Source organism: Streptomyces sp. 3214.6 (genome assembly GCF_900129855.1).
GTDB lineage: Bacteria > Actinomycetota > Actinomycetes > Streptomycetales > Streptomycetaceae > Streptomyces > Streptomyces soliscabiei.
The window spans coordinates 9,348,684-9,375,451 of record NZ_LT670819.1 but is presented as its reverse complement, the minus strand read 5'-3'; the positions used below and the strand labels follow the sequence as shown (position 1 = coordinate 9,375,451).

Genomic DNA, 26,768 nt, shown 5'->3' with positions numbered 1-26,768 from the left:
TGAACCTCCACCAGCCCGACGAACTGACGGCCCGCCATGAACAGGATCGCGCCCAGCACGATACCGGCCAGTGTGCTGAGCAGCGTCTCGCCCGCGGCGATGCCGGCCGTCATCCGACGGTCCGCGCCGACCAGCCGCAGGGCGGCCAGCCGCCGGTCCCGGTGCTCACCGCGAACCGGACGGCCGCGGGATGAAGATGCCGACCGGGGCGAGCAGCACGACGATCCCCGCGATGCTGAGCAGGGCGAGTTCGGGGGAGAGGGCTTCTTTCGGGTAGGCCTTCCCGAAGTGGTCCAGTCGCCGCGTGCCCGCGACGCCGTTCACCATGTGATCTCCGCCCAGGTAGAAGACGTACTCGCCGGGGTCGAGCAGGCCCGGGTCGCCTACCTCGCCCACGACGGTGTGGGCGAGGCGCTCGCGCAGCAGCTCGCTGCCCGGTGCGGCCAGCAGCTTGCGCAGTGCTGGTGACACGACCATCTCTCCGGGGCGTGGATAGCGGAGGAGTCCGGGCGGAAGCGGTGCGCCGGACCCCTCCGGCTGCACCATGCGCCCACGGATCTTCTGTCCCTGAACACGGTGTCGATATCACTGATCAGCACCGTGCCCGCCGAGGGTTTGATGGCGCGGTCGTCGAGGTTGACGTCGATGCGGTGGTGAATGCGCTCGGTCCCGGTCGTGCCTGGCGGTGGGTACCGACGCGGCGAGCAACAGCACGGCGACTCCGAGCCCGACCCCGACGGCCGTGAGGGTGGTGCGGATCTTGCCCTCCCGGCACCGGTCAGGGCGAGCCGGGCACCGAGGCCGAGCGCGCGAAGCGCTCCGAAACGCCGTCCACCGCCCGCACTCTCGCGGTCACGACATGGCGCTCATCTTGCGGAGCTGGGCTCACTGTCTTCCTCTCGTACGGGCGCGGGGCGCCGTCCGTACGGCCCGGCGGCCAGGGGGGAGGGGGAGGGGTGCCGATCACAATCGGCCGTACAGAAGGGGGCGGCATGGCGTGGAACACGCCAGCTGGCATGCCACACTATACACCGTATGTATAGTCGCGCATACTTGTACCGTAGCAACCATGGTGCACCGTGTCACAACGTCATGCGGTGGTAACCGGTCACCGGCGCGGAGCGTACGGATGGTCGCCCGCTGGATCAGGGGCGTGAGCGGAGCGGTTCCAGCCGCTGAGCCGTGGGGAGGCCGGCTCCGCTGCGGGCGTCGCCGCTGGCGGGTTCGAGCGCCGTGTGCTCCCCGGCGACGGGGATTCACGCGGCGCGGTACAGACCCCGGCCCGCGCGGCGGATCTGGGACGTGCCGACCAGGCGGTCGAGAGTGCTGCGCACGGCGTTGATGCTGCCGCTGTCCGTGGCACGGCCGAGCGCCTCGGCGACTCGCGTGCCCGGACGTCGGTGTCACCGGCTCCGGCGAAGTAGTCCAGGATCTGCTCGGTGAGTTTGCCGTACTTCTGCTGACCGCCCGCCTCGTCGGAGGCCGTGGCCTCGTCGACGGGAGCCGTCGTGGCCGGCTCCCGTCGGGCTCCACGCGGGTGGCACCGCCGGTCTCGTACGTGCCCGTGGCGCCGACGGCTACGGGCGGTGCCGACCCGGCGGCGGACATGAGGGTCTGCAGCGCACCCAGGGCCCGCTGGACTGAGCCGAGGTGCGCCTTGACCGCGGCCAACTCCCGTTCAAGGGCCTGCTTCTGGACCTCCAGCCGAGCCAGGTCCTCCTGGAGGCTCTCGGCGGTGACCTCGATCTCATGCGCAGCGTGGGTTACAGACACCATGTGTTCTCTCGCCCCTCAACCCCGTGGTCGCGCCCGTGTCCCGTGCCCGACATGTCATTCGGCTCGCTATCGGCACCACGCAACGTCATAGGCGGGAACACCGGCGCGTCGAGGAGAGACCTGGCAGCCCCCGGGTGTCGACTATTCGATGGCGCAGCCCGGGTCGGGGGCGTCCTCCGAGAAGGGGGCGCCGTGCGGCAGCACGTAAAGGATTCGAGAACGACGTCCGTGGTTTCGCGGTTCTCACCGATGTGCACGTGATCGGTGCCCGCCGGTTCCTGGATCGTGCTTCCCACCTCGGGGCCGCCCGGGGTCGCGTGGGTCAGGCCTGCGGGGAGGGAGACAGCGGCGAGCACAGCACCGACGGCTCCCAGACGTGCCAGGATGCGCATGAACGTCCTCTGAGTAAACGGGGGTTGGCATGCCCGACGCGGTGGCGTACCGCGAGCGGGAGTCGAGGAAGGCGTAGATCTTGCGCGGGTTGAACACCCACATGACTCGGTGGATCCTCGCGCGAGGCCGCGATACGGATCGGAACGCCTTGCGGTGCCGGGACTTCGACCCGCCGACCCAACAGCACAGATGACCGGCCACCCCTCAGCGATCGGGCCAGTCGGGACGATCACTTCCCCTCCGGCGGGTGCTGTACTGCTCCAGCAGTGTGTCTGCCGCAACCAGCGCCTGCTCGGCGGTACGCACTCCGGTAATGACACACAGCGTGTACTTCGCGTCCTCCAGAGCCCGGCTGGTCCGGCCAGTGGGACAGACGTCGTACTCGATCCGCGCTTGCGCGAACCGGGCGAGCGCAATGCGCACTTCCTTCTCCACAGGAACGATCACTGCGGTTCCCTCTCCTCTTGCAACACAGTCCTTCAGGCGTCCTTACTGCTCCGGCATGTTGACCACCGCACGCCAACTCCCCCCAACAGAGGGCGCAAAAATGGAGCCTGCCTTCACACGCACTGATTCGGCGAGTCGGCGGCTCAGTTGGCCGCCCTCACACAAGGACCACCCAGAGCACCTGTTGTGACACCACGGCGGGAGGGACGAACTTTCACGCGCTGGCCGCTCGCCAACACAGTGTCACACCTGGGACAGGCACTCGGTCTCTATGGTCGGGCTGCCCCGGTCAGAGCTCAAAGTCCCTTTCTGACTACGGATTTACTGTGGCACGACCGATACTCGACCGCAGAGACACACGGGACAACATCTCATGGTGCGTTTCATGGATAAATCAAAAGTCCAATCCAGGCGCGGGACTTTTCGCGAGACGCATCTGGTTCCAGAGGCTGCCCGACCAGCCGACGATAACGACCCCCGACTCCGGCACTCCGAGGCCTTCCTCAACGCCGAACGTGCACGCCTTGCCGCGCAGCCGGGTCTTGGATTTGCCGGGCTACTGGTAGTCGTTCCACTGGCCGCACTGCTCGCCTTCGGTCCGGACGGCGCCGAGAGTGCGGTGGTCATCCTCTCGCCACTGATGACGTTCGCACTGCCGGTTCTCTCCATGGTCGCGTTCTGGTGGGAGGACTGGCCGGGTTCGAACCTGCGCCCTGGTTGGTCGGCCCTTGTGGACACGCTTTTGATTGCAGCGGCGGGGTGTTGCCCTGGCGGCCGTCGGCCAGGTGATCGTGGGCCATTTCGACGTGTCCGGCCTCTTCGACCCCACTCCGGAACTCGGCAGCGCACCCTTGTACCCCGCCGCGATACCGCTGGGACTCACGGTCTTCACCGCGATGCTGCAACTCACCCTCGTGTGCGAGGGCTGGCCGTTCAAGCGACTGCCCAGGCTGGTCGCGGGTTTCGCAGCGCTGGCACTCTCCTGGGGACTGGCTCTCCTCGTGCAGTACACGGCGTACGGATTCCGCGCGCCGGCGAGCTCCGGCCTGATCAGTCAGGATGGTCCCTTCTCGCACGAGGACCTCAGTGCCGTGTTCGCACTGTGCGGGGCGTGGCAGGTTTGGTTCTTCATCGTTTGGCGTGGCTGGCCGTTGAACAAACTCGGCCGGCGATGGCTTCGGATCACTCTGGGGAATCTGCTCGTTTTCGCCGGAACGGCGTTCAGTCTCGCTCTGCTCGACGGTTTGTTCGGCGTGGCGGCACGTACCATCCTTGCGACCGTTACCAGTTTCAGCGCAGCCGGGCTGCTGGTGGCCATGCTCTTCGAGGGAGCCTTCCGCTCCCGGATGTCCGCCGGGTGGGAGCGGGCGACGACTCTCTGCGTCTCGGTGGTTGTGGGTGCTGGGCTCTTCGGCGGGCTGATCACCTATGCGGGCACGCTCACCTGGACAACCTCGAGTGCCGAGGGATGGGTGTCCCATGTCTGCGTGAACGCCATGGGCTCGGGCGTGCTTTTGCATGTGGGTGTCAGCCGCCGTTGGCCGCTGAAGGGTACGACCGCGCCTGTGCAGCGATCGGCAGCACATCCGCCGGCCGGCGATCCGGGGTTGAGCAGTTCGGCACCCTGACAATGCCGGAACTCCCTTTGCGTCCCCGAACCGGAGCTCACCGTGACGTCATCATTTCGGCCTTGATCGACTACGGTGTTGTTATCCTCCCGTAGGGGGTCAAGGTGAGCGGACAGGGTCGTAAGCAACTGCGCGGTCGGCGCCGCGAGTGCAATGCGCTTGAGGAGCTGGCGTCGAAAGTCGAGGCCGGGCAGAGCTCAGCTCTTGTCCTACGCGGTGAAGCGGGAATAGGAAAGTCTGCTCTGCTCGATCATCTGGCTGGGTACGTCGCCGGATACCGCGTCGCTCGTAGTGCGGGTGCCGAGTCGGAGATGGAACTCCCGTTCGCAGGCCTGCACCAGTTGTGTGCACCATTCCTCGGTCACGCCGCCTCTCTTCCGCTTCCGCAGCAAGAAGCGCTGACCACTGCGTTCGGGGTCAGCACCGGCCCACCACCGGACCGGTTCCTGGTCGGTCTCGCCGTACTCGGACTGCTGACCGAGGTGGCCGCCGAGAAGCCGCTGTTCTGCTTGGTGGACGACGCGCAGTGGCTCGACCGGGTATCCGCACAGACCCTGGCCTTCGTGACACGGCGGATGCTCGCTGAATCCCTCGCACTGGTGTTCGCCACGCGTGAACTGAAGGCACGCGACGAGTTCGCCGGACTGCCTGAACTGACGATCGACGGCCTCGACAACAGCGACGCCCTCGCGCTTCTGGCTTCGGAGGCCGGCGGCCCCTTGGACGAACGAGTCCGCGACCGAATCCTCGCGGAAGCCCGCGGCAACCCCCTCGCACTTCTGGAACTTCCGCACAGCCGGGAAGAGACGGAAGCCATTGACGGATTCGGCCTGCCGGACCCCGGACCGGTGACCGGCCGCATCGAGCGGAGCTACCTCGAGCGGGTCCGCTCGCTCCCGCCCTCGACGCAGCGACTGCTGCTGGCAGCCGCCGCCGAACCGATCGGCGACGTGACACTCCTCAGACGCGCAGCGGCGCTCCTGGACATCGATCCTGAAGCGGCAGGCCCGGCAGTGGCAGCGGGGCTGTTCGACATCGGTGCTCTGGTGCGTTTCAAGCATCCGCTTCTGCGCTCGGCAATCTACCGGTCGGCCGAACTCGCGGAGCTGCGAGAGATCCACCGTGTCCTGGCAGAGGTGACCGACCCCGGCCACGATCCCGACCGGCGTGCATGGCACCTGGCACGATCAACCGTGCGGCCCGACGAGGCGATCGCCGCCGAACTGGAGTCATCCGCCGTGCGGGCGCAGGCGCGCGGCGGCACCGCCGCGGCCGCGGCGTTTCTCGCACACGCGGCTGTATTGACTCCGCAGCCCCGGCGGAAAGCGACGCGTGCCCTCGCGGCAGCTCAAGCGAAGCTTCGCGCCGGTGCACCAGCCGCGGCGCGTGATCTGCTGACCCTCGCCGAGAGCGGAGTCCTGGACGAGATCGGTCACGCTCGCGTGCACCTCACCCACGCTCAGATCGCCTTCGCCTCCAGCCGCGGCGCCGAAGCGCTCCCCCTCCTGCTGGCCGCCGCGCAGCGCTTGGTGCCGCTGGACGTCGGCCTGGCTCGCGAGACGTTTCTGGACACCGTGTCAGCGGCTATGTTCGCAGGGCGGCTCGCTGTTGGGGCTACGGTGCGAGAGGTGGCGGAAGCGGCGCACAGGACGTCACCGTCCAACACACGGCCGCCACGCAACGCCGACCTTCTCATGGATGCCTTGGCCACCCGGTTCACCAGTGGGTACCGCGACGCCGTCGTCGGCGCGCGTGACGCGGTGACCGGGCTCCGTCAGGAGACCGACCCCGAGCAGGTCCTGCGCTGGTCATGGTTGGGCGGCGCCCTCGCTGCCGATATGTGGGACGACGAAGGTTGGACTGAGCTGGCGACACGCCACGTGCAGACCACCCGCGCCGTCGGCGCGCTGACAGAGTTGCCCCTCGCGCTCCACTCACGGTCAGTCGTCCACACGTTCGCCGGTGAACTGGACGCGGCGGAACTACTCATCGCGGAGAGCCTCAGTGTCCAGGAGGCCGCCGGCAGCAACAGCTTCACGCCCTACGGAACGATTACCCTCGCCGCCTGGCAAGGAAGGGAACGCGAGGCCGTAACGCTTATCAGGGCCAGCCAGGACGAGGCCATCAATCGCGGTGAAGGCGCCGGCCTGTCCGTCGGCCATCGGGCCGCAGCAGTGCTCTACAACGGTTTGGGCCGATACGAGGAGGCATTCGACTCCGCCCGTCAGGCGAGCGCGCACCCGCAGGATGTCGCCGTATACAACTGGGGATTGACTGAACTGGTGGAGGCCGCAGTTCGCAGCGGTCACCGTGAGGCGGCCGAGGCCGCACTGGCCGAACTGACCCGGGCCACCGAAGCCGCGGGCACGGACTGGGCCTTGGGGGTTCAGGCACGCTCGCAGGCTCTGCTCGGCCAGGAGGACTCTGCCGAAGAGCTCTACCGCGAGGCTATCGAGCGACTCGGACGTACTCGGGTCAGGACGGATCTGGCACGGGCACACCTGGTGTACGGCGAATGGCTGCGCCGGCAGAACCGCCGCGTCGACGCCCGCGAGCAACTTCGCATGGCGCACACCCTCTTCAGTCAATTCGGCGCCGGCGCCTTCGCCGAGCGCTCCGTCCGCGAACTGCGGGCCGCCGGCGAGACCGTGACCCGTCGGACTGGTGCCGCCCCGGCGACGCTGACCCCCCAGGAAACGCAGATCGCGCAACTGGCCCGTGCGGGGCTCACCAACACCGAGATCGGCGCGCAGCTGTTCCTCAGCCCCCACACCGTGGAATGGCACCTGCGCAAGGTGTACGCCAAACTCAACATCACTTCTCGCCGGCTCCTGCGCACGGCGTTCTGACCGGTACGCCGCCCCGGACCCACTGATCTCGGCAGTGATGGAGCCGCTGGCCACCGACGCGAGACCAACAGTCCAGCGACTTGACGGACCAGCCCCAGGGACTCTCCACGGGGTGACCACGAAGCCACCTACGGCCTGTCAAGGGCGCGACCAGGTGCCTCTCTGCGGGAACCTGATGTCAGCCGCCCTTCAAGGGGGAAATCGCTGACTCAGTCCGGTCGACACTGCAAACGCCCCGGGTCTCTCGGAAAAGGGACGGTAATCAATCCATGGGGTAGACCAGAAACGGCGCCGATGAGTCCGAACACGTTCTTACGCGGCCTGCACCCCGGCCGGCCTCGTGGCTCGACCTGTCGGGCCGGTCTCCGTCAGGAGGGCCTGCTCCAGGCGGGCCAGGTTGCCTCCCTGTGCCGCCGCGAGGAAGGCCTGCACAAGACGGCGATGGCTGATGGAGTCCACCGGTTGCCGGTGACGCTTCGCACCCAGTCGCCGTTGTGCGCGAGTGACCTGCTGCCTGGCGTTGGCGACGCTGAGATGCAGAAGGCCGGCAATCCGCTCGTACGGATAACCGAACCCCTCCCGGAGGACGAAGGCTGTGCGCTGCGGAGGTGTCAACGTCTCCAGAAGCAGAGAGACCGCTCGCTCCACGGTGTCTTGCTGCTCGGCTCCTGATTCCGGGCTGGGGCTCGGGTCCAATGCCTCCGGAAGCCAAGGGGTGGCGCTGCGTTCCCGGCGTCTGTACGCCGATTGGACCGAGTTGATCGCCAGCCTGACGGTGATCGTCCGCAGTAGCGCCTGGGGGCGTCGCACTGACGTTCGATCGGTGCACTGCAGTCGCAGCCATACCTCCTGGACCACCTCTTCGGCCTCGCTCTCGTTGTCGAGGATGCGATGGGCGATCTTGAGGAGTGCCGGCCGATTCCGCAGGTATATGGACGCCGCATCCTCCAGATCATCAATTGTCGAGGGCGATGCGTGACCGCCGGCCATCGGCAATTGTCCGGCTTCGAGCAGGTACCTGTCCATGGTTGGATCCTCCGCTGGGTGGGTCAGCAACCCGGAAATTCGAGCTGCGACCAACCTCGCGCCGAGCACGCGTGGCCCGCGCCTTCAAGGCTCCGTGGGACCCCGTGGGGAACTGCGTGGTGATGCCGTGGTGAGTCCGTGGGCGCCCCGCTCGGCCGTGGGCTTGGACAGGACCTACGCCGAGCGCGGGCGACGTGTTGAACACGGCTAGCGTGTGGCCGTCAGGCCTTCCGGCCGCACCGAAGAGATCTCTTTGCGGGAGGAGATACCCAACTTCGCGAACACCTTGCGCAAATGCCAATCGACCGTATGGGGGCTGAGGAACAGTCGGGCGCCGATCTCCGGGTTGGTGAAACCCTCCTTGGCAAGCCGCGCGATCTCGACTTCTTTTGGCGTGAGGACCGCCGGCGCGACTGAGGCTCGTTTGCGCACCTTCGCTCCCGCAGCCTGGAGCTCACGTCGTGCGCGCTCCGCGAATGCCTCGGCGCCCGCCTCGCTGAGCATCTCGTGCGCTTCGCTCAGCCGTTCACGAGCGTCCGCTGATCGACCTTCACTTCGCAGCCACTCACCGTATCTGAGTCGGGCGCGGGCGCTGTCCATCCGGGCCTGCGTGCTGTCGAGCAGCTCGATGGCTTCTCGGTGCAGATCCTCGGCTGTCCTTCCGTCGCTCACCAGGGCACGGGTAGCCGCCGAAATACCGAGTGCCCAGGTGGTCTTGCTGGCCTGGGCCATCTCTTCGATCATCCGCGCGGCTTCGGCCGCCCTGGGTGTTCGCCCCAACCGTACGGCTGCTTCGACCAGTTCCACCCTGGACTGGAGGGACAAGCCGAGTTCCTGGGGGTTCTCGCATCCACGTTCTGCGCACGCGTAGGCCTCTTCGTATCGCCCAAGGCCGTTGTAGAGCACTGCCAAGGCCCATTGCGTGGCTGTCGTCACCTTTCCCTCGTCCTGCAGGAGACGGTCTTGCGTGAGCGCTTCGATCGCCTGATAGGTCGTGGACTCCCGCCCCTTGAAGGGTTCCAGAACCAGTGCGCCGTAGTGCGCGAAGAAACTGCTGCCCGTCGCTGTCGGCAACGGCTGAATTTGGGACCAGTTCGAACGGTTCAATCGTGAGCCACTGTGCGGCCTCGGTTGTTCGTCAGTCGTTGTCGGTGGCGGTGGGGACGCGGCCGAGTTCGCGGCCCTTCATGCGGTAGGACTCGCCTTTGAGGGAGTGGACCTCGGCGTGGTGGACGAGTCGGTCGATCATGGCGGCGGCGACGGTCTCGTCGCCGAAGGTCTCTCCCCAGCGTCCGAAGGGTTTGTTCGAGGTGACGATCACGCTGGCTCTCTCGTATCTGTTCGAGACGAGCTGGAAGAACAGGTTCGCGGCCTCGGCCTCGAACGGGATGTAGCCGACCTCGTCGATCACGATCAGCGGGTAGCGGCCGAGCTTGACCAGTTCGTCTTGGAGCCGGCCGCTCTGGTGGGCGGCGGCAAGGCGGTCGACCCACTGGGCGGCGGTGGCGAACGCGACCCGGTGGCCGGCCTGGCAGGCCCGGACGGCGAGTCCGGTCGCCAGGTGGGTCTTGCCGGTGCCCGGCGGTCCCAGGAAGACGGCGTTCTCTTTGGCCGCTATGAAGTCCAATGTTCCCAGGTGTGCGAGTTGTTGGCGCGTCAGACCACGCAGATGAGTGAGATCGAGCTCCTCGATGGTCTTGATGGCGGGGAAGCGGGCGGCGCGGATGCGGCCCTCGCCGCCGTGGGAGTCGCGGGCGGAGACCTCGCGCTGCAGGCAGGCGACCAGGTACTCGGTGTGGGTCCACGATTCGGTGCGGGCGCGTTCGGCCAGGCGCTCGGCGGCGTCCAGCAGGGCCGGGGCCTTCATGGCACGGGCGAGGAAAGCCAGGTCGGCGGCGGTCTGCCGGCCCGTGCGGGCGCTCTGGCCGTCGGGCTTGGCCGCGCCGGCCGCGTCCGCGGTGGGAGGGTGTGTTTTCGCGGGGGCGGTGGTTGGGGCCATCAGGTGTCCTCCTTCCCGCCGCCGCCCTCGATGAGGGTGAACATGCGGTCGTAGGTGCCCAGCTCGCGTTGTTCGACCTCGATGCCGAGGCTGTCGGGGGCCAGGGCCGCGGCCCTGGCGGTGGCCGCCCGGGCCGCCTGCTGGTGGATCACCTCACCGCGCAGGTTCCGGGCCGCCGCGGCGTGCTCGGGGTCGGTCAGGCTCTGATGCCTGGCCCAGCAGCGGGCATGACGGGCCACCAGGTCGTCGCCGCAGGTCACGGTGATCTCCTCGGTGTCGGCGTGCACCGTGACGATGTGGCCGATCGCGCGGGGGTGGACGGAGTAGTCGTTGGTGTCGACGCGGATGTAGTGGTCCCGGCCCAGACGGGTGCGAAGCGGCCACCAGTGGGGCGGGCCGACGGGCGGGATGGCGAGCATCGACGCCCGGTCGCGCTCCCAACGGTCGATCGGCCGGGCGTCGATGACGCGGTGATGGCGCCGGTTGGCGATCTGCAGCCAGGCGGTCAGCTGGGCATTGAAGTCGTCCGGGCCGGAGAAGAGGCGGCCGGGCAGGAAGCTGGTCTCCAGGTAGCCGTTCGCGCGCTCGACCAGGCCCTTCGCCTCCGGGTCCCGGGGCCGGCAGAGGTGCACCCGGATGGCGAGCAGGCCCGCGAACGCGGCAAACTCGCTGGTCAGGCGTCCCTTGCCGACTCCGGCTTCGTTGTCCCAGACCAGCATCTTCGGCACGGCTCCCCAAGCGGTCAGCAGCCGCCAGTGGGCGTCGATCAGATCGCCCGTCTGCCGTGAGGGCAGCATCCGAGCCGTGATCACCCGCGAATAACCGGACACCATGACCAGCACCGGCGGCCGCCCGCTCTGGCCGTAACCGAGCGGGATGTCCACGGCCGGGAACCACAGGTCGCACTGCGCGAGCTCACCCGGCTCATAGACCGTCCGCGAGACGGGGTCCACCGGCAGATAAGCCGGCCGCAGCTCACGCACCCGCTCCCGCAGAATCGTCAGCCCCCGCTCCCAGCCGATCCGCTCCGCGATCACCGTCACGGGCATCGTCGGCGTCTGTTTCAGCAGCTCCCGCACGGCAGGCTCCACCGCGTCCACCGCCGAGCCCTTCGGCGCCCGCCGATACCGCGGCGGACGGTCCGAGGCCAAAGCCCGCAGCACGGTGTTCCTGGAGATCCCCAGCTGACGGGCCACCGCACGAGCCGACAGCCCCTCCACCCGGTGCATGCGGCGGATCTCAGCCCAGTCCTCCACGTGGATCACCCTCTCTTCCTCCCGACCTCAGCACCAGTGAAGTCAGGATGATCAAGAGATCGCAGAGTGGCTCACTTTTCATCCGCCGTCCGTGGCCCTCGTTTCACCCGTTGCCGAGAGTCGCCTCACCGATCGCGTTCGCCTCCGCGACAAGGGAATCGGCGCCCCGCAGGTCGCCGGCGAATGCCCGATTCGACAGACGGAGCAGGAGGGATGACGGCAGAATAGCGAGGGCTCCTGTGTCGCGGCCCATGTCGACCAGCCGTGCGGAGAGCTCCGACCAGGCGTCGAAGTCCCAAGTCGTGTGTGCCATACGGCACACGAGCGGGAGCCACCCAAGGCCGTCCTCCGGCGCGACCTCCTCCGCGCGGAAGGCGGCCACGGCCTCCAAAAGAACCGGCGCACCAGCGGCGTAACCTTCAGTGATCACCCGTGCGACACCCTGCAGGAGGAGATCCTCCCGGGTCGCGGGGTGAGTCGAGGACGGTGCGCTCAGCATCGCTTCTGCAACGTCGCGGACGCCCCCTGCGGCCAGTCGGCCTGCGGTCAATGCCGCGTAGATGGCGTCCCGGTAGGTCTCACGGGCGAGCTTGGCGTCGAATGCCTGGAGCCGCTCGGCTGCTTTGAGCAGCAGCGGTAGTCCGGCACTGGCGCTTTGGGAGACGGACATGATCTGCCCGCGGAGCAGCATGGCTTGCGCGGAGCTGACGTCGTCGAGGCGGCTCAGTTCCGCCGCGTCCACCAGCTCCCGCGCAACGTCGAAAGCGCCTGCTTGATACTTGGCCTGCGCCGCAGCCAACGCCCGGGGCCCCCGGCGGGCGGGGTCCGAGGTCAGTTCGGTGGCTCGCTGGAGGAAGGCCGCCGCCGCGGCGATTCCGCCGCGCAGTTGCGCGCGCCCGGCCGTTTTCTCCAATTCGGCAGCCACGGATTCGTCCGGTCCCGTCGTCGCGCTCGCCAGGTGCCAGACCCGGCGTTCCGGATCGAATTGCGCGTCGATCGAGTCCGCCAAGGCCTTGTGGACCCGTCGCCGTTGTTCGAAGTCGGCGGCGCGATACGCCGCAGACCGAACCAACGGGTGGCGGAAGCGAACCCACGTACCGAATGAGATGAGTCCGGACGTTTCGGCGCTGGCCTCGGCAGTGTTCACAGCGATTCCGAGACGTTCAGCAGCCCGCCGCAGCAAGGCCACATCACCGACCGGCTCTGCCGCGGCGATGAGCAGCAGTTGTTGCGTTTCCGCCGGGAGCGACTGCACGCGACGGAGGAAACCGTTCTCGATCTGGCTGGACAGTGGGCGGCGCTCGAGCCCTGCGAGCCCTCCTGCCAATTCGACTGCGGTCAGGCCCCTCGGCAGTTCCAGAAGTGCCAGCGGATTGCCGCGCGTTTCGGCCACGATGCGGTCCCGCACGCGCCGGTCGAGGGGGCCGGTGATCACCGTTTCGAGGAGCCTGCGGGAATCACTGTCGCTCAACCCGCGCACGGGAAGCTCTCGCAGGTCGGTGAAAGCCTCGCGAGGGCCGGACTCACGGACGGCGAGAACGAGCAGAACCGATTCGGCAAGCAGCCGACGAGCGACGAACTCCAGCGTCTGGGCCGACACGCGGTCCAGCCATTGCGCGTCATCCACGAGACAGACGAGCGGCTCGTCACCGACGGCGCCGGCAAGAAGACTGAGAGTCGCCAGCCCCACCAGAAAACGATCAGGCGCATCACCGGCCTGCATCCCGAAAGCCGTGCGCAGCGCGTTCTGCTGCGGTTCAGGAAGATCATCGAGGTGGGACAACAGCGGAGCGCAGAGTTGGTGCAGTCCAGCGTAGGAGAGCTCCATTTCGGACTGGACGCCGGCCGCCCGGACGACACGGCAACCGATGGCACGCTCGATCAGGTAGTTCAGCAGTTCGGTCTTCCCGATCCCTGCCTCACCACGCACCACCAGGACCCCGCTCTGCCCGGCCCTGGCTTCTGCCAAGAGGTGGTCGAGATATCGGCACTCGTTCCGGCGCCCGACGAGCCCGGCCCGCGCTCCGCCTCTCCCCATGGCAGCCTCCCGGCTGTCACCATACCCTCGGCCTCGTGTACGCGCTGTCTCAAAATCTATCCCTACTCACACGACAGGACCACGAGTGTTCGCGAGCCGTATCCATCAGCCCTGGCCTGTAGCCCCCTGCAGTATCCGCGACCCTGCGGCCGCCCTCCTCCACAAGCGGAAGAGCCGAAACCAGACGGTCAGCCGTGAGTGGACCTCGGCAGTAGGACACCATCGACGTACAGGTCGACGTGCTCGTTGTAGAACGCAGTCAGCCCCGCGATGCGGTTGGCGTGAATGGTCGGAAAGTCGTAGCCCCAGGCGATGTCCTCATGGGAGGACCTGTCGCTGTCGAAGGACCAGTAACTGCTCGTCGTCCCCTTGTAGGGACATCGGGTCACGGTGTCTGAATGCCGCAGTCGGGTCCAGTCGACGTAGTTGCGATCAAGGTAGTAACGGGTGGGCAGGCCCGTTTCGAACAGTTTCACACAATTGGGGGCCTCCGCCAGCAACACACCATCCAGCTCCACACGAACGCTGCTGGTGGAACGCAGGGCGTCCACACGGGAGTAGGGGCTCCTGGGATGAACGAAGACGGGCTCGTCTTCCTCGAACCACGCGTCCAGGGCCTCCCACTCGAAGCGTACGGTGTCATGCAAGGGTCCCGGGGCGCCCTCGCCCCAGAGCCAGGCCGCGCCTGCGCGGACGTGAGGGCCTACCCGCAGAGTGTGTCGGTGTGCCGGTCCGGCACCGAGCTGTTCCGTGTGGTTGTCGTCTTGGAGCACGCCGTCCACAAGGTCCTCGATCGGGATGCTGAACTGAGGGTAGGCCTGCCATTCCCACACGTACAGGGCACGGCGGGTGTCGAAGGCGACGCGGCCACCGATCGTGCCGCGGATACGGCGGGGCACGGGCTCGACGTGCCCGATCGGAACGATCAGGCTTGGATGCAGAACACTCTCGGTTGCCATGGTGATCACCTTGATTGATTCGCCGGCTGTGCGCCCTCCGGAGAAAGGGCCACACATCCACTCAGTTGATGCTCTGGGGTGGGCCTGGTGGTGCGTCACCAGGTTGTTGTCACATGGTGTCCCAGCTCGGTGCAATCTGCTGGGTCACGTTTGCGGAGTCGAGGTCAGGCGGTGGGTCGCGGGGCGCGGAGGTGGGCGCGCTGCTTGAGTTCCTCTTCCTCGACGAGTTCGAGCATGGGCTTGCCCGGCGCGCACATCATGGTGACCACGAACTCGGTCGTCTCGTCGGCCAGGGCGTTGCCGTCCTGGTAATGAATCGCGTCACCGCCCGGCTCCCAGAACGTGCCGCCCGCCTCGACGACACGCTCCGGCTCCCCCTCCAGCTCGAAACGCACCGCACCCTTGGTGACGTACCCGAACGCCGGGCCGGAGTGACGATGCGGCGGAGTGCCGGGGTCCCCAGGCTCCCAGTGCACATGAATGGTCATGGCCGAGGCACCCTCCTGAACGGTGATCGGCGCGGCATCCTGCAGCAGCTTCGCCGCCCTGGTCCAACTCGGCCCGTCCTCGCCACCATCCCCATGAACCGTGCCCATGCCCGTGATGCGCATTCTCCGACACTGAGAAACACCCTCCAGTATGTCCACGAGCGGACGCCATGCCGTCCGCCCCAAGCGTGACCGCATAGTCAGTCGCGACAACGGCTCGTATATCCAGACCGAGCGATGCCCAGATCTGTGACAGCGGAGCCGACGGGCTCCAGCCGATCGCGGGCTCGACGTCAGAACGCGCAGCGGCGTTGCGGTCAGAGCACCGCTTGGCTCTTCGGAGGTGGAAGGCGTCCGACGGCCAGTTCAATGTCACAACTGCGGGACGTGATCGGTCTTCACAAGTATGAGTCAATCCTTGCAGTCGAAGACCGACATTGATGAGCCCGTCACCTTGATCAAGAACTACACGGTGCCAGCGGGGGAAGCCGAGTACTTCATCGACGTGTACCGGGAGAACGCCCGGATCATGTCGACCCAACCTGGTTTTCTTCGCTCCCGCCTGCACAGGGCGCTCGTCGACGCGCCGGAGGTGCGGTTCGTGCACATCGCCGAATGGAGTTCGGGCACCGCGCTCGACAGAGCCACCGCCGACCCCGAGTGGCTCGCCTCGCTACGGCGCATGTTCGATGATCCCGGTCTTCACATCACCTCAGAACCCGCTGGGTATCGCGTCGTGGTCGAACTTCAACCCTCCTGACTTCGGCCGCAGGGCGGTGAGTTGAGCCAGTCGTAACCATTCAAGGGGCGACGGGGCTCGGCCACCGCCAGCCGGCGCCCTTCCACGGCGCCGTCACGCACACGATGGTGTCTCGAGACCGGGCCGCCGCTCACCCCAGTGCGGGGACTTGTTCCTCATCCGGTTGAGGGGCCGCGCCGTACGTGCTTCCCCGGAGATAGCGGAGCAGGTCTTCGTCGGTGTCCCCCGCGTCGAGTTCCCGCACGGCCTCCTCGACCGCCTGGTGGAGGAGCGGCGAACCCACCCTCAGTACGTCGTGTGCGACGGCGGTGAGTTCCGTTTCGACACTCCGACGGTCGTGCAACGAGGTGTGCGTGGTGATCAGCCCGCGGTCCCGCAGACGCGCCACGAGACGGCTGGTGGCGGACTGGCTCAGCCCTATCCCGTTGGCCAGGTCGTTGAGGTACAGCAAGCCCGTACCCGCCCGCACGCCCTCCCACAAGGCGCGAAGGGCGTAGAACTCGCTGACCCCCAGGCCCAGATGTTGATGAAGGTGTCGCTCGATCCGGGTCTCGATCCGGCGATGGACAAGGGTCAGTGTGTTCCACTGCGTGATCAACGTGGCATCGTCACTCATCGGGGATGGCCTCCATGCTGTCCGCAGCGCCCGACCGCTTCTGCCGGAACGACGTCCCAGCAGGAGGAAGCGGCGTTGAGCCGCCGCCGCTTGCCTGTACCGAGTAGACAGGCCAGCGGCCATCGTTGTGACAGCCATGTTCCCTATGCCGCTTGTCTGGCCGATGGGTGACCCGGACGAAGCGATCGAGGAGTCGGCGGCAGCAGGCGGTGCACGTGGCCGTCGGGGGCGAGCAGTTGTATGAGGCCTTCCAGGTCACCGGTGCCGACCGCGGTCCGGAAAGCGGCGGCGAGGCGACGGTGTGACTCAGCAGGGACCGGTCGCTCGCGGCCGGATTCCAGGCGGACTTGCGCGCGGTGGACCATTACCCGTGCGTTCGGGGCGCTGATCCGAAGCAATCTCGCAAGATCGGCATAGGCGTAGTCGAAGCTCTTCCGCAGTAGGTAGGCGGCCAGCCCCTCCGGCGTCAGCCTCGCCATGAGCAGGGCCAATGCCGCCTCGACGGCCACGGCTTGCTCAGCACGCAGCACGGGATCCTGGGCGGCCCGGTCGCCGAGGCCGACCAACTGCGACTCGGCCGGGATTTCGTGGCGGTGCCACGCGGACTGAATCACGTTGATCGCCAGACGGGTCGTTGCCGTGGTCAGGAACGCGGCCGGATTCTCGATCGACGCGCGGTGGGTGAGCTGCCAGCGCAGCCACACCTCCTGGACCACGTCCTCGGCTCCCGAAACGTCGCCGAGGATTTGGTAGGCGATGCGGAACAGCCGTGTCCGCTGGGCCAGAAAGTCGTCGAGGGCGAGGTCCAGGTCGTCCTCGGCTGGCTGGGCGACAGGCGGTTCGGCGTGCGTCGTCGCCTCCGGGCTGGGCGCGGACATCGAGGACTCCTCTTCGTGGGCGGCGCCCATCGAGGGCGTTGGTTCCACCCTCGGTCCACAGCACTGCTCACCGCGCCCTTGGTGCCCGTGGTCGAGTCCGTAGGGACCCCATGGGGTCCCCTAGGGAAACCGGAGGACCCGGGACAACCCCGGGGCCCGCGACCTCAGCCGGTTTGCGCCGCGCTCACGTCTGTCGTGTCCGTGGCCCGGGCGCTCGCGATGGCAGCCGGCAGCGCGCGCCGTGAGTTGATCCCGAGCTTCGTGTACACCTTCCGCAGGTGCCACTCCACGGTGTGTGGGCTGATGAACAGCTCCGCGCCGATCTTCGCGTTCGTCATGCCGCGGGCGGCGAGAGTCGCGATCTGCGACTCCTGTGGGGTCAGGGCGCTCGCCGGCTTGGTTTCCCGCGCCCGGACGTGCTCGCCGGTGGCGATCAGCTCGCGGCGGGCCCGCTCGGCGAACGCGTTCGCCCGCATTCCGTCGAACATCTCGTGCGCCGTGCGAAGGTGCTCTCGGGCCAGCGAACGGCGGCGTGTCCGGCGCAGCCACTCGCCGTACAGCAGGTGGGTGCGTGCCAACTCCACCTTCACGGCCACGCGGTCGCGGCCGAGCTCCTCGATCGCGATCCGGTACAGACCATCGGCCTCGTCCCCGTCGGTGAGGAGAGCATGGCTGCGTGCGGTGACGCCACGGGCCCAGCCGGTATCGGCGGCGCGGGTGAGTTCGACCAGCCGGGCAAGCGAGGCACGGGCCTGGCCGAGCTCGCCGCACCGGGTCGCGGCCTCGACGTGTTCGACCAGCGACAGGCCGGTGAAGTTGAACCCGTCGTGGTCGATGCCCGAGCGAGCGGCCACCAGAGCCTGGTCGTAGCGCGCCAGGCCGTTGAACAGCACGCCTTGGACGTAGCCCGAGACGCCCAGGAGGCCCACCTCGCCGTGCAGTGAGGCGGTCGCCTTGGCGTCTTCGATGAGGCTGATGGCAGCGTCCTCGTCGCCTCGCCACCCAGACAGAACAAGCGTCGCGTATTTGTGCGGGGCGTGGCCCGTCGCGGCGGCGAGCGCGTCGGCTTCGTCCATCATCCGGGCCGCCTCGGCGAAGTCGCCGGTGTGGATGTGCACCCCGCCTGCGTAGACCAGTGCCGGTGGCAGCGCGCCGAGCGCTCCGATGTCACGAGCCAGGCGCACCGCACGAGTCGCGAGCATGTCCCACGCGGTCAGGTCCCAGGCGTAGTGAATGAACGCCTCCAGTGCGACCGGGGCCAGGAGAAGCCAACGCATCGTCGCCTCCCGGGTGCCGACGTCCTCGTGTACAAGAGGTTCCAGCGCGCGGCGCAGCGCCGCTCCACCGGTCTCGTAATCGCCTGTGAGGAGCGTGGCTACACCGTCCAGGAGCAGGTCGGCGGCCTCGGAGCCCGAGGAGGGTGCCCCGGACCCGCGGGCCGCGATCGCCGCGGCGCGGGCGCCCGTCGGACCGTGGAGCCTGCCTGCGAAGATGGTCGCGCTGATCGCCTCGAGGTAGGTCTCCCGTGCCAGTGGCGAGTCGGCGGCAGCGAACTGTGCGGCGGCGTCAAGGAGCAGAGGTGCCGCCTCGTCGCTGCGGTGGCGGGCGAAGAGGATCCTGGCACGCAGGCGCGCCAGGCGGGCGCGGTCCAAGGGGCTGAGGGGACACATTTCAGCCAGCGTCGCCAGTTCCGTGGCGCGGTCGGGCGCGGCGGCCGAGAAGTACGCCTCGGCGGCAGCGAGGGCTCGGCGCCCCCGCTGCCAGGGGTCCGGCGTCACCTCGGCCGCGCGCTCCAGAAGTACCGCCTCGGCGGCCATGCCGCCGCGCTGACGCGCTCGGCCGGCGGCCTGCTCCAGCCCCGCGGCGACCTCCTCGTCCGGCCCGTCGGCGGCCTGGGCGGCGTGCCAGGCACGCCGGTCGGGGTCCAGGACCGGATCCGTGGCCTCGGCCAGTGCCCGGTGCACCGCTCGGCGTTCTCCGGGCTCGGCTCCGTGGTAGACCGCCGAACGGACCAGGGGGTGCCGGAACCGAACGGACTCACCGAACTCGATCAGACCGGCCGCCTTGGCCGGTGCGGCATGGGGAGTGATCTTGAGAGAGGCGGCGGCGCGGACCAATAGGCGCGCGTCACCCACCGGCTCCGCCGCGGCGATCAGGAGCAGTGTCCGGGTCTCCGGCGGGAGCGAACCGAGTCGGCTGGCGAAATCGCGTTCGACGCGGCTCACCACCGGCCCCTGGAGACTCGGGGAACGCGACGAGTCCAGGCCGTAGGCCAGCTCCGCCGCGCTGCGGCCGCGGGAGAATTCGAGCAGCGCGAGCGGGTTGCCGTGCATCTCGGCCACGAACCGGTCCCGGATCCGCTTCTCCAGCCGCCCACCGACGGCGGCTTCCAGGAGCTCTCCGGCCGCGGCGGTGTCGAGACCGCCGAGCCGTAGCGCCGGCAGACCGCTGAGTGCGGCCTGCCCCTCGGGGTCGCGTACCGCGAACGCCATCGCGACCGCCTCGGCGAGGAGTCGCCGGGCCACGAACTCCAGGGTCTGCAGGGACACTTGGTCCAGCCACTGGGCGTCGTCGACCAGGACGAGCACCGGTCGGGTCTCCGAGGCCCGGGTGAGCAGGGTAAGCACGGCGAGGCCGACCAGGAAGCGGTCGGGCGGGTCGCCGGCCGCCATCCCGAACGCTACGCGCAGGGCATCCCGCTGGGGTCCCGGTAGCTCTTCGAGCTCGTCCAGGAACGGCGCACACAGTTGGTGCAGGCTCGCGTACGGCAGTTCCATGTCGGCCTCGATGCCGCGCGCCCAGGTCACCTTCACCCGTGACGCCTGCGCGGCCACGTACTCGAGGAGCACCGACTTTCCGATGCCGGCTTCGCCGCGGACCACCAGGACTCGGGAGCCACCTTCGCGCAGGCCGACCAGCAGGTCGTCGAGCACCGCACACTCCCGATGCCGGCCGACCAGGTCGGGAAGGGGGCTGGCGATCATGCGACGCGGCTCCTTCGAGGAATCCGGGGGCGGGAGGCATACACAACGTTTGTTTGGAACGATCCTTGCAACGATACCTGGGGTGGTCCCCGCCACATGTGTCGGATTGCTGTGATTGACTCCACGTCGAGAAAAGCCCCGATGCTGTCACACTCGGTGCCACTACCCGGTCGACCACTGCCCATGATGTCGTCTGTCCCCTGTCGCAGGAGGTCCCATGTCTTCGCTCGGTCACCAGCTCGCCACGTCCGTCCTCGTGGTGGGGGCGGGCAAGTCAGGCCTCCGGGCGGCCATCGAGGTCGCCGAGGCCGGTGTCGCGGTCGTCGCGGTACTCAAAGGCCCGGCTGACGATATCCACACTGTCATGGCAACGGGTGGTTCCGAGGGAGCGCCCGTGATCCCTGGCCCTGGCGATACGTGGGGGCGGCATGCGGCTGACACGTTGCATGAGGGCCACCTGTTGGCCGACCCGCGCACCGCCCAGGTCGTGGCCTACTACGCCGCACAGGGATTGCATGACCTGGGGCGCTACGGCATGCGTTTCGACCGCCAGGGCGACGGCGGGCCCGCCCCGCGTCAGCTTGGCGAACGCATGTACCGCCGCGCCGCGTTCACCGGCGAGTACACCGGCCTGGAGGTGCAGCGAGCGCTCCGCGACCGCGCGAAGCAGCTCGCCATTCCCGTCCTGTCGGGCGTGTACGTCACCCGGCTGCTGGTCGACGACGGGGCGGTGTTCGGTGCCTACGGATTCGACGTCGTCGATGGCTCGCGCTACCTCGTGCACGCCGATTCGGTGATCCTGGCTACCGGAGGGCACACGCGCATCTGGCGGCGTACGTCCTCACGTCGGCACGAGAACACCGGCGACTCCTTCCGCCTCGCCGTCGAAGCCGGTGCCCGGTTGCGCGACCCCGAGCTGGTGCAGTTCCACCCCGCCGGGCTGATCACGCCGGAGAACGCGGCCGGCATGCTCGTCAGCGAGGCGGCACGCGGCGAGGGCGGGGTCCTGCTCAACAACCTCGGTGAGCGCTTCATGACGCGCTACGACGCCGAGCGAATGGAGCTTTCCAGCCGGGACAGAGTCGCGCTGGCGTCCTATACCGAGATCAAGGAGGGACGCGGCACCCAGGCCGGCGGCGTGTGGCTCGACCTGTCCCACCTGCCGCGTGAGACGGTCCTGACACGACTGCCGCGGGTACACCAGGCCCTGTTGGACCTGCAGATGCTCGACATCACCCGCGACCCGATCGAGGTCGCGCCGACTGCCCAGTACTCCCTGGGCGGCGTCTGGGTCCGGCCCGAGGACCACAGCACGGATGTCGACGGGCTCTTCGTGATCGGAGAGGCGGCCAGTGGTCTGCACGGCGCGAACCGGTTGGAGGAGAACTCGCTGATCGAACTACTCGTCTACGGCCGGATCGCCGGCCGGGCCGCCGCGGAGTATTCGGCCAGGCTTACCAGCCAGCAGCGGTCGCCGGCAGCGATTCGCGCCGCGGAGGCGGACGTGAGCCGGCTTCTGGCCGCCGACGGCGACCAGAACGTCCGCGCGTTGCAACGGTCGGTGCGCCACCTGATGACGGAGCGCGCCGGTGTCGTGCGGGACGAGGTCGGGCTCGCCGCCGGACTCGCCGGACTCGACGAGATCGAGGCCCGCATGGCGGACGTGGGTGTGCACATCGACGTCGGCGGCTTCCAGGACCTCGCGTACGCCTACGACCTCAGGTCCGCCGTTCTCGCCGCTCGCGCGACACTTGAGTGCGCCCTGGAACGGCGGGAGACGCGGGGCTGTCACAACCGGTCCGACTACCCCGATGTCGACCCGGACCTGAAGGTCAACATGGTGTGGTCCCCGACGACCGGGGTGCGCCGCGAACCCGTCCCGCCCGTCCCCACCGACATCGCTGAGCTGATGGACGACGTCTCGGCCGATGCCGAGTTGCTCGAATAAGAGCCGGTCATGAGGCCGCCGCCATCGGGGATGTCGTCGAGTTCACTGGTGCCGACGTGCACCAGGTGCCGGGCGGCCGGTGGCGCGGCCCATATGTATCGGGCGGAGCGGGCCGTAGCGGGCAAGGCGCGCAGGGTGGAGGGCACCATGTGCGGCATGTGCGGCACGTGCGCGACGCCGGCCGGTTCTCACCGGCCCAACAATTTCGCCGTACCTACAGCAGCACCGCCGTCGCCAGGTTCGGCGACGGCGGTGCTGCCGTAAGTGGTTGGCGCGTCTGCACTCGACGTCCAGAGGATCTGCCGCATCGCCCTCTCTTCCCCGGGCGGAGGGTTCCGTTCGGGGAAGGGGCGCGCTGGGTCAGGCGGTGGGTCGCGGGGCCCGGAGGTGGGCGCGCTGCTTGAGTTCCTCTTCGTCGACGAGTTCGAGCATGGGCTTGCCCGGCGCGCACATCATGGTGACCACGAACTCGGTCGTCTCGTCGGCCAGGGCGTTGCCGTCCTGGTAATGAATCGCGTCACCGCCCGGCTCCCAGAACGTGCCGCCCGCCTCGACGACACGCTCCGGCTCCCCCTCCAGCTCGAAACGCACCGCACCCTTGGTGACGTACCCGAACGCCGGGCCGGAGTGACGATGCGGCGGAGTGCCCGGGTCCCCAGGCTCCCAGTGCACATGAATGGTCATGGCCGAGGCACCCTCCGGAACGGTGATCGGCGCGGCATCCTGCAGCAGCTCCGCCGCCCTGGTCCAACTCGGCCCGTCCTCGCTGCCATCCCCATGCCCATGCCCATGCCCATGGTGTCCGATATCCGACATTGTCTCGCACCTTCCATGATGTCCACCACGTCGTGGGGCTGTGAAGTAGCCGAAGACATGGTTGTGAAAGTTGGTCGCTAACCCCGTTGTTCCATATGACCGGGGACGCGACAGATCTGTGACAGCTGGGAACGGGGCCGAAGTCACGGCTTCCCGGGACCCAGTGATGTCACAGAACGGACGTCTGCCCTGTCTTAACCAACGGTCGGTCGGCGATGTCCTTCCCGCTGCCAGGAAAGTGTGCCGTGAAGACAGTGGCATTCGACGGTTCTGACCAGCCGGTGACACAAGTGGGCAGCATCGGCATCACGCCCATCCCCCCTGCACCCGAAATGGGAAACCCGTGAATCACGACGAAGTGTCGCATGTCAGCCAGGCAACAGCAGCACGGATCGAAACGCTCGACAGCCTTCGCGAGCACCTTCAGTGGGCGATCGAACTGGAACACGCCACCCTGCCGCCCTATCTCTGCGCTCTCTACTCTCTCGACCCGCAGAGCAACCCGGACGCCGCCCAAGCGGTCGGCAGCGTCTTCGTCGAGGAGATGATCCACCTGGCACTGGCGGCGAATCTGCTCAACGCGGTCGGCGGGGAGCCTCAGCTGGATCCGGCGAAGCTGCTGCAGCGTCATCCTCGCCCTCTCCCCCATGGCGACCGTTCCCTGCAATTGTCGCTCGTTCCGTTCGGGGCGGAGGCACTCGAGATGTTCCTCCGTCTTGAACAGCCGGCGGCGCCCAGCGCTCCGCCGGAAGGTGACAACTACGAGACGATCGGTCAGTTCTATGACGCGATCGAAGAAGGGCTGCGTCACCTGTGCGCTGAACTCGGGGAGACAGAAGTCTTCTGCGGTGACGGGGCGCGCCAGGTGACAGCTGGTCCCTTCGCCCATACCGGCGGCACCTTGACCGCGGTCACGGACCTCGCTTCAGCGCTCGCCGCCCTGGAGGAAATCGTCGAACAAGGTGAGGGGACGGCACGTGGCGAGGTCTGGGACGGCGACCGAGACATCTTCCATCCCGACCGCGATGAGGTTTCTCATTACTACCGGTTCCAGGAACTGAAGCTCGGACGCCGCTACCTGCGCGGTGACACACCGCAGTCCGGACCCACGGGTGAGACCGTCGCGATCGACCCGGACGGCGTCCTGCCGATGCGCCCCAACCCCCTGCTGGCAGACCATCCCGTGGGCAGCCCCATCCGGAAGGCTCAGGAGAAGTTCAACCGGACGTACTGCCAACTGCTCCAGCAACTCGAACAGGCTTTCAACGGCAGTCCGCAGCTGCTCGGAGCCGCAACGGGCACGATGTACGCACTCAAGTCGGAGGCACAGAATCTGATGACGATGCCCGACGGAGACGACACGACGGCCGGCCCGACATTCGAGTACGTCGAAACCCGGCCCTGACAGGCTGAGAGATCTGACTGCTGCCGCGTTCCGGGAGCAGGCGAACCGCATCCGATGGAGCGCCTGCTCCCGGACTCCGTAACGGCCGCAGGGCTCGCCGGGCGTCTCGCACATCACTCGGCCGCTTCACGATGCCGATCTGTTCCTGGACACCTCGGCCACCCGGTTCACCGGTGCGTACGGCAACGTAGTCGCCGTCTCACGCGCCGCTGCGCACGCTCCGTCGGGAGCGCGGCCCGGACGAGGTGCCACGCTGGTCGGGACCAGCGCGGACGACGCCGCGCATCCCGGCGACGCTGTCGCTTCAGCCAGTCCCGCGGTCACGTGGTCGACGAGCCTCTTTGCAACCTCTCGGGCGGCAACGGGTCGAGTCAGCATGTTCGGCATCAGGACCACCGGTGACCGGTTGTCCAGCAGCGGCTCAGGAAACTCGAAGAACTGGGTGGCGCGGAGCACTGTCCATGGCAGATCTCCGTCGCGGACCAGTTCCTCCTGCGCGCGTTTGCCCATGTAATACCCGAGTCCACCTCGTCACTGCCGACGATCGACAGGGTGATCACATGTTTGATCCCCGTTCGCCGGGCGAGGTGGCCGATCGCATGCGCGACCGACCACCCGACAGTGCCGTACTCAGGGAGCCGTCCGCTCAGGCGGTCGCCTGCGCCGCCTCGTTGATCAGGCGGGCGACATCACCGGGATGCGAGACACTGACCGCGTGGGAGGCGTTGAGGCTCACGAACGTGGCCTTCGCACGCTCAGCCATGAAGGTCTGCACCTGCGGCGGAATGTTCCGGTCCTCGGTGGCCACGAGAACCCACGCCGGAAGGTCCTTCCACGCAGGGGCTGAAGCGCCCTCAGCCAGCGCCGCATCGGTCACGGGACGTTGGATGGCGGCCATGACCGCCGCCGTGTCGTCGGGAACGTCGGCGGCGAACTGGTCGTGAAACTTGCTCTGCTCGATATAGAGATCCGCGACCTGCCTTCCGTCGGGCAGCGTGACCGGTACCGGGCGCAGCGTCTCTCCGAGAGTGCTGCCGGGGAACTTGCCCGACAGGGTGACCGCGCTCTCCCCCTCGTCGGGCAGGAAGGCCGCGACGTAGACGAGCGCCTTGACGTTGTTCAGTCCCGTCGCGGCGTTGCTGATGACCGACCCGCCGTAGGAGTGGCCGACGAGGACGACCGGGCCGTCGATGGAGGCCACGAGTTGCCTGACGTGATCGGCGTCTCCGGCCAGTCCGCGCAGCGGGTTGCTGGCGGCCACCACCGGATAGTCGTGGGACTGGAGCCTTTCGACGACGCCGTTCCAGCTGGAGGAGTCCGCGAAGGCGCCGTGGACGAGGACGATGGTTGGTTTCAGTGCACTCACGAGAGTGGCCTTTCCTTTGCTGGTGCAGCATGCGCGGCGCACCTGGGCTGCCGCGGGGGCGTCACCGCCCGACGGGTGTCAGTTGGTTCCCAGGGCCTTGCGCAGCACGTGGATGGCCTGCTCGATCGCCGCGCTCGAGGCCTGGGTGCCGCGGACCGTGTTCAGCATCATGAAGTCGTGCAGGCTGGCGTTGTAGCGGATGCTCGTGGTCGGCACGCCGGCCTGGATGAGCTTGCGGGCGTACGCTTCACCCTCGTCACGCAGTACGTCGTTCTCGTCGACGATGACGAGCGCCGGCGGCAGACCCTGGAGGTCCTCCAGTGTGGCGCGCAGGGGGGACGCGGTGATCTGGGCGCGCTCGGCCGGGTCGGTGGTGTAGGCGTCCCAGAACCATTCCATGGCCTTCGCCGTCAGGTGCGGTCCATGGGCGAAGGTCTTGTAACTCTCGGTGTCCTGGGCCGCGTCGGTGACGGGGTAGTACAGCGACTGGTGCAGGAAGGTCACGTCACCGCGCTGCTTGGCCATGTGGGTGAGGGCCGCGGTCATGTTGCCGCCGACGGAGTCACCGGCGACGACGAGGCGGGACCCGTCGAGGGATTCCTCGCTCCCCTTCGCGGTGATCCACTGGGCGGTGGCGTAGGCCTGCTCGATGGCGACGGGGTACTTCGCCTCGGGTGAACGGTCGTATTCGACGAACACCAGGGCCGCCTTCGCCCCCACTGCCAGCTCGCGCACCAGACGGTCGTGTGTACCGGCGTTGCCCAGAATCCAGCCGCCGCCGTGCACGTACAGGATCACGGGCAGCACGCCGCTGCTGCCGACAGGCTTGACGATGCGCACCCTCACGTCACCCACGTGGGCGGGGACGGTGATCCACTTCTCGTCCACGTCGAGCTTCTCGATGGGCTGGGCCTGCACGTCATCGAGCAGCTTGCGGGCACCGTCGACGCCGAGCTCGTACAGCAGCGGCGGTTTGGCGGTCGCGTCGGCGAACTCCTGCGCGGCGGGCTCGAGAATGGTGTCACTCACGGTGTGCTCCTTCAGAGATGGTGGAGTTTCACAGGACTTCCACACCATGAGACAGGGCCAGGAGCCGATGTGTGACACACCAAGAAATAGGGACCGAGGCGGGCGAA

At 67.9% G+C, this 26,768-nt stretch carries 19 protein-coding genes and 3 pseudogenes; 5 read left to right on the top strand and 17 right to left on the bottom strand.

What is annotated here, in order from left to right:
- From B5557_RS46430 to B5557_RS42360, 4 genes and pseudogenes are all read right to left on the bottom strand, one after another.
- Positions 1 to 152 (bottom strand): annotated as a pseudogene (locus B5557_RS46430) (hypothetical protein); the annotation flags it as partial.
- Positions 153 to 165: 13 nt separating this feature from the next.
- Entirely contained in the window at positions 166 to 471 is a 306-nt protein-coding gene (locus B5557_RS42370) for a hypothetical protein (RefSeq protein WP_159424506.1), read from the bottom strand.
- Between the two features lie 785 nt (positions 472 to 1,256).
- A pseudogene (locus B5557_RS46425) lies at positions 1,257 to 1,776 on the bottom strand (hypothetical protein).
- A 597-nt stretch (positions 1,777 to 2,373) separates the two neighbouring features.
- The gene (locus B5557_RS42360) at positions 2,374 to 2,616 is read right to left on the bottom strand and encodes a DUF5133 domain-containing protein (RefSeq protein ID WP_079657738.1); all 243 of its coding nucleotides are present in this window, start codon (positions 2,614 to 2,616) and stop codon (positions 2,374 to 2,376) included.
- Positions 2,617 to 3,407: 791 nt separating this feature from the next.
- On the opposite strand from B5557_RS42360, the gene B5557_RS42355 reads away from it, so the two are divergent.
- Together B5557_RS42355 and B5557_RS42350 are read left to right on the top strand one after the other, a co-directional pair.
- Complete coding sequence (locus tag B5557_RS42355; RefSeq protein WP_159424505.1) at positions 3,408 to 4,244, top strand: hypothetical protein; 837 nt, start codon at positions 3,408 to 3,410, stop codon at positions 4,242 to 4,244.
- A gap of 104 nt (positions 4,245 to 4,348) precedes the next feature.
- Entirely contained in the window at positions 4,349 to 7,093 is a 2,745-nt protein-coding gene (locus B5557_RS42350) for an AAA family ATPase (RefSeq protein ID WP_079657740.1), read from the top strand.
- A gap of 312 nt (positions 7,094 to 7,405) precedes the next feature.
- Here the strand turns inward: B5557_RS42350 and B5557_RS42345 are convergent, their stop codons facing one another.
- The 7 genes and pseudogenes from B5557_RS42345 to B5557_RS42315 form a co-directional block, all read right to left on the bottom strand.
- Complete coding sequence (locus B5557_RS42345) at positions 7,406 to 8,119, bottom strand: sigma-70 family RNA polymerase sigma factor (protein ID WP_079657741.1); 714 nt, start codon at positions 8,117 to 8,119, stop codon at positions 7,406 to 7,408.
- 207 nt (positions 8,120 to 8,326) lie between these two features.
- Positions 8,327 to 9,193, bottom strand: a complete 867-nt coding sequence (locus tag B5557_RS42340) for a helix-turn-helix domain-containing protein (protein ID WP_079657742.1) — start codon at positions 9,191 to 9,193, stop codon at positions 8,327 to 8,329.
- Between the two features lie 64 nt (positions 9,194 to 9,257).
- On the bottom strand, positions 9,258 to 10,118 hold the full coding sequence (gene istB, locus B5557_RS42335; protein WP_079657743.1) for an IS21-like element helper ATPase IstB: 861 nt from the start codon (positions 10,116 to 10,118) through the stop codon (positions 9,258 to 9,260).
- On the bottom strand, positions 10,118 to 11,383 hold the full coding sequence (gene istA, locus B5557_RS42330) for an IS21 family transposase (RefSeq protein ID WP_079657744.1): 1,266 nt from the start codon (positions 11,381 to 11,383) through the stop codon (positions 10,118 to 10,120). Before istA ends, istB begins: the two co-directional genes overlap by 1 nt.
- A 94-nt stretch (positions 11,384 to 11,477) precedes the next feature.
- Positions 11,478 to 13,412, bottom strand: a complete 1,935-nt coding sequence (locus B5557_RS42325) for an ATP-binding protein (RefSeq protein WP_079664490.1) — start codon at positions 13,410 to 13,412, stop codon at positions 11,478 to 11,480.
- A gap of 188 nt (positions 13,413 to 13,600) precedes the next feature.
- On the bottom strand, positions 13,601 to 14,371 hold the full coding sequence (locus tag B5557_RS42320) for a DUF427 domain-containing protein (RefSeq protein WP_079665282.1): 771 nt from the start codon (positions 14,369 to 14,371) through the stop codon (positions 13,601 to 13,603).
- 164 nt (positions 14,372 to 14,535) lie between these two features.
- Positions 14,536 to 14,992, bottom strand: a pseudogene (locus B5557_RS42315) (cupin domain-containing protein).
- A 285-nt stretch (positions 14,993 to 15,277) separates the two neighbouring features.
- Between B5557_RS42315 and B5557_RS42310 the strand changes: the two are divergent.
- Positions 15,278 to 15,619 (top strand): antibiotic biosynthesis monooxygenase family protein, encoded by a 342-nt coding sequence (locus B5557_RS42310; RefSeq protein WP_231976174.1) that lies wholly within the window; start codon positions 15,278 to 15,280, stop codon positions 15,617 to 15,619.
- A 130-nt stretch (positions 15,620 to 15,749) separates the two neighbouring features.
- On the opposite strand, the gene B5557_RS42305 is transcribed toward B5557_RS42310, so the two are convergent.
- The 3 genes from B5557_RS42305 to B5557_RS42295 form a co-directional block, all read right to left on the bottom strand.
- Entirely contained in the window at positions 15,750 to 16,235 is a 486-nt protein-coding gene (locus tag B5557_RS42305) for a MarR family winged helix-turn-helix transcriptional regulator (protein WP_079664488.1), read from the bottom strand.
- A 143-nt stretch (positions 16,236 to 16,378) separates the two neighbouring features.
- Positions 16,379 to 17,113, bottom strand: coding sequence for a sigma factor (locus tag B5557_RS42300; protein ID WP_079665281.1), 735 nt, complete (start codon positions 17,111 to 17,113; stop codon positions 16,379 to 16,381).
- Positions 17,114 to 17,277: 164 nt separating this feature from the next.
- Positions 17,278 to 20,097, bottom strand: a complete 2,820-nt coding sequence (locus B5557_RS42295; protein WP_079664487.1) for a helix-turn-helix transcriptional regulator — start codon at positions 20,095 to 20,097, stop codon at positions 17,278 to 17,280.
- A 217-nt stretch (positions 20,098 to 20,314) separates the two neighbouring features.
- On the opposite strand from B5557_RS42295, the gene B5557_RS42290 reads away from it, so the two are divergent.
- Positions 20,315 to 22,045 (top strand): FAD-binding protein, encoded by a 1,731-nt coding sequence (locus B5557_RS42290; protein ID WP_079664486.1) that lies wholly within the window; start codon positions 20,315 to 20,317, stop codon positions 22,043 to 22,045.
- A 360-nt stretch (positions 22,046 to 22,405) separates the two neighbouring features.
- Here the strand turns inward: B5557_RS42290 and B5557_RS42285 are convergent, their stop codons facing one another.
- A complete protein-coding gene (locus tag B5557_RS42285) occupies positions 22,406 to 22,861 on the bottom strand; it encodes a cupin domain-containing protein (protein ID WP_079664485.1) in 456 nt (151 codons plus the stop codon).
- Positions 22,862 to 23,204: 343 nt separating this feature from the next.
- On the opposite strand from B5557_RS42285, the gene B5557_RS42280 reads away from it, so the two are divergent.
- A complete protein-coding gene (locus tag B5557_RS42280) occupies positions 23,205 to 24,266 on the top strand; it encodes a ferritin-like domain-containing protein (RefSeq protein ID WP_079664484.1) in 1,062 nt (353 codons plus the stop codon).
- Positions 24,267 to 24,912: 646 nt separating this feature from the next.
- Here B5557_RS42280 and B5557_RS42270 read toward each other — a convergent pair.
- Positions 24,913 to 25,632 carry an alpha/beta fold hydrolase gene (locus B5557_RS42270; RefSeq protein ID WP_079664483.1) on the bottom strand — a complete coding sequence of 240 codons (720 nt, stop codon included), beginning with the start codon at positions 25,630 to 25,632 and terminating at the stop codon, positions 24,913 to 24,915.
- A gap of 78 nt (positions 25,633 to 25,710) precedes the next feature.
- Positions 25,711 to 26,661 carry an alpha/beta hydrolase gene (locus tag B5557_RS42265; protein WP_079664482.1) on the bottom strand — a complete coding sequence of 317 codons (951 nt, stop codon included), beginning with the start codon at positions 26,659 to 26,661 and terminating at the stop codon, positions 25,711 to 25,713.
- Positions 26,662 to 26,768: the final 107 nt, after the last annotated feature.

What these genes read in the sequence shown, in the direction of transcription:
- B5557_RS42285 (WP_079664485.1), bottom strand. Translation starts at nt 22,861, where the DNA reads ATGTCGGATATCGGACACCATGGGCATGGGCATGGGCATGGGGATGGC.
- B5557_RS42290 (WP_079664486.1), top strand. Translation starts at nt 20,315, where the DNA reads ATGTCTTCGCTCGGTCACCAGCTCGCCACGTCCGTCCTCGTGGTGGGG.
- B5557_RS42325 (WP_079664490.1), bottom strand. Translation starts at nt 13,412, where the DNA reads ATGGGGAGAGGCGGAGCGCGGGCCGGGCTCGTCGGGCGCCGGAACGAG.
- B5557_RS42320 (WP_079665282.1), bottom strand. Translation starts at nt 14,371, where the DNA reads ATGGCAACCGAGAGTGTTCTGCATCCAAGCCTGATCGTTCCGATCGGG.
- B5557_RS42300 (WP_079665281.1), bottom strand. Translation starts at nt 17,113, where the DNA reads ATGTCCGCGCCCAGCCCGGAGGCGACGACGCACGCCGAACCGCCTGTC.
- istB (WP_079657743.1), bottom strand. Translation starts at nt 10,118, where the DNA reads ATGGCCCCAACCACCGCCCCCGCGAAAACACACCCTCCCACCGCGGAC.
- B5557_RS42345 (WP_079657741.1), bottom strand. Translation starts at nt 8,119, where the DNA reads ATGGACAGGTACCTGCTCGAAGCCGGACAATTGCCGATGGCCGGCGGT.
- B5557_RS42295 (WP_079664487.1), bottom strand. Translation starts at nt 20,097, where the DNA reads ATGATCGCCAGCCCCCTTCCCGACCTGGTCGGCCGGCATCGGGAGTGT.
- B5557_RS42305 (WP_079664488.1), bottom strand. Translation starts at nt 16,235, where the DNA reads ATGAGTGACGATGCCACGTTGATCACGCAGTGGAACACACTGACCCTT.